Below are 2987 nucleotides of genomic sequence, written 5' to 3'. Positions count from 1 at the left end.
GCGTCCTCTCTCACAAACCATCTGCCCTCTTCGATGAACAACGCCCCCAATGCGCATCACCACAACCACATCCCACCGGCAAACAAGCACAATGCACATCACCCCCCTCTTCCACACATCACACAGCTACTTCAACAGACCGGTGTCTTTCCTCGACGTTTTCAACAAATTTGAATGAAGAGCAAGCGCGTTGGCAAGAAAAGAAATTTCGTAATACTTGGTATACCAAAAGCAACAAGGAAGCGCTGAAAGTGGATTGGCAAGCGACATGGCACAATGGGTCTCAAAGTGAGATTGAAAAGATCAAAGAGCACCAAAAAAGGCTTGCCATTTTTTCTTCTTACACATCGCCAACACAGTCTTGGAACGACAAGGATACCCACAAGAGTTTCATCAACAACCATAGGAATGAATATGAGTACCATTGTTGAAATCAAACAAAAGCTTATTGCACAAGCAAGCGCGATAGCAGAAATGCTGCTTCCACAAGGGCGCAGACGAGGCAACGATTGGGTTGTCGGCAACACAAGAGGAGAAGCGGGGCAAAGTTTATTGGTCTGCGTAAGCGGCAGTAAAGCTGGTCTTTGGTATGACTTTGCAGAAGGCAGCGGCGGTGACCTTTTAGACCTTTGGTGTGCAGTCAAAGGGATAAGCCTCTCTCAAGCTTTAGAAGAAGCACGCGCCCTGCTTAATCTGACGCGTCCCAAACCCTTTATGGCACCGCATCGTTCTTATCGGCGTCCACCACTTCCCCCATGCGGTACACCACAGAATTTAGTAAAAACTTATCTCCATAAAGAACGTGGCATTCCCCTTGAAATTTTAAAGCGTTACCGCATAGGAGAAGAAGGCGAAAAAATCATTTTTCCCTTTTATAAACCCGATGGCACCTTGGCTTTAGTAAAAGAACGACTGGCACAAACTGGAGCAAAAGCAAAACCAACAGCAGCACACTGTGAAGCAATCTTGTTTGGCTGGCAAGCGCTCTACCCCCATGGACTCAAAACGAACCACAATAGGCAAAATCTTACCTTTACAGCGGCAAACGACGAAAGCTTTCACCAGGGGGCAGAAAACATGAAGCACAGCTTTCAGACAAAGACAAAAAACCCCTCCTCCCTCACAGATCCGGCATCTTGCTCCACACATCAACCATCAACAGACAATGCATCGACCTCTACAGAACATGCCCCCTTCCCAACAGACAACACGCCTCCCTCAAAAGATCAGCCTTTTTGCTTCACAAACCGTACACTTGTCATCACCGAAGGAGAAATTGATGCCCTTTCTCTCGCCGCCTATGGTTATCCGGCGGTCTCAGTACCCTTTGGAGGAGGTCATGGGGGTAAACAGAATTGGATTGAAAATGAATTTGATCATTTAGAAGCTTTTGAAACTATTTTTTTAGCCACCGATATGGACAAACCTGGTGAAGAAGCCGCCCATGAGATTGCCAGCAGGCTTGGTCGTCATCGCTGTTACCGTGTATGTTTACCGGGCAAAGATGCCAATGACTGTCTCACCGCCGGGATTGATGCAGCCAGCATAAGAGCAGCCTTTTCCTCAGCAAAAAGCTTTGCGCCAGCAGGCTTACGGCGCGCCTCAGACTATAAAGATCAAGTCATAAGGCTTTTTTGGCCAGAGCCAGAACACCATATTGGTTATACAGTTCCCTATCCGAAACTACATGGCAAATTGCATTTTCGCCCAGCAGAATTAACACTGTGGAGTGGTGCCAGTGGTGCAGGAAAAAGCCAATTGTTATCAGACTGTATTCCCCATTGGATTGCGCAAAACAGTTGCCTTTGCTTAGCCTCTCTCGAGATGAAAGGCGCCCAATCGCTGCGCCGTTTAACCAAACAAACCGGCGGCTTAGAACACCCCACAAGAGAAATGATTGAACGGATTCTGCAGTTTTTAGACGGTGGACTTATTCTTTATGAGCATGTTGGCAAATCGAGTGTCGACACCTTGCTAGAGGTGTTTGACTATTGCCGCGCGCGCTATGGCTGTGATCAATTTATCATCGACAGTCTGATGCGGCTTGGCATTGCCTCTGATGACTATGCCAGTCAAGAACAAGCGGTTTATAAAATGGTTGATTGGGCTGTTTTAAACAATGTCCACCTTCATCTTGTTGCCCATGCCCGTAAAGGGGGTCTCGATAAAGAGATCCCGGGCACAGAAGACATTAAAGGCGCCTCAGAGATTGGCGCCAATGCCTTTAACATTATCACCATTTGGCGCAACAGATCGTTAGAAGACAAAATCTTTGCCGCCTCTCACACACAAGAAAAAACAGATTTAGCACAACGCCCCGGTGTTATTATGAATATCGCCAAACAACGCTCTGGTGATTTTGAAGGCAAAATAGGGCTTTGGTTTGACAAAAAAACCTATCGCTATCGCTGTTCTTCTGAAGTCCCCGCAACCCCACGCCGTTACCTGGAACGCCCCATCAATCGGACACTCTCTAAAAACGCCTTACCCATCACACGGGCACAGTGAGCCGCCTGATAAAGAAAAGGAGAGAGAAATGCACTGATGCCGATCACCACGCTCTCATTCGAGAACCAAATCCAGCTCCAACCAAAGTGCTCTGTCCCCGCAGCAAAAAACACCAAGACACATCTCCAAATGCAGCAAAACAGCACAAAATTCAAAACACGCAACGACCTCTGCAAGACTGAATCATCACCCTCCCACATCAGCAAAGCCAAGAGTAATTTCAACAGGAGAGCCAAGCCCAACACCTCCAAGAACATCCCCCCTAATCTACCAATATCCCTGACTCCTTCAAAAGCAAGCCGAAGGATAACGCCCATCATGCAACAAAATGCCAGCGCCTTCAAGAACACCCTCCACTCAGCAGGCAGACTCCTCATACCCAGATGCAGCAAGAATGCCATACGATACCAGCCCCCGGCAAAACACCCACCCTGTCTCCCGGCGGCGTGCAGCACCCCTATAAAGAAAAACCAAAACGA

2 protein-coding genes and 1 pseudogene are annotated in these 2987 nt (G+C 47.8%); 2 read left to right on the top strand and 1 reads right to left on the bottom strand.

The window, feature by feature from the left end:
• Window positions 1-431, top strand: a pseudogene (locus BN200_RS09365) (hypothetical protein); the annotation flags it as partial.
• Entirely contained in the window at window positions 415-2508 is a 2094-nt protein-coding gene (locus BN200_RS04125) for a toprim domain-containing protein (RefSeq protein WP_034988765.1), read from the top strand. The pseudogene BN200_RS09365 and the gene BN200_RS04125, both read left to right, overlap by 17 nt.
• Here BN200_RS04125 and BN200_RS04120 read toward each other — a convergent pair.
• Window positions 2442-2987 (bottom strand): hypothetical protein (locus tag BN200_RS04120; RefSeq protein ID WP_034988761.1); only part of this gene is annotated, 546 nt, incomplete at its 5' end. The two genes, BN200_RS04125 and BN200_RS04120, sit on opposite strands and share 67 nt — an antisense overlap.

Origin of the sequence: Bartonella senegalensis OS02, assembly GCF_000312545.1 — a bacterium.
In the GTDB taxonomy this organism is placed as follows: Bacteria; Pseudomonadota; Alphaproteobacteria; order Rhizobiales; family Rhizobiaceae; genus Bartonella; species Bartonella senegalensis.
The sequence above is the reverse complement of the archived record's forward strand: the minus strand, read 5'-3'. Positions and strand labels throughout refer to the sequence as shown.

Excerpts from the sequence above, each read along its gene's own strand:
- BN200_RS04125 (WP_034988765.1), top strand. The coding sequence starts at position 415 with ATGAGTACCATTGTTGAAATCAAACAAAAGCTTATTGCACAAGCAAGC.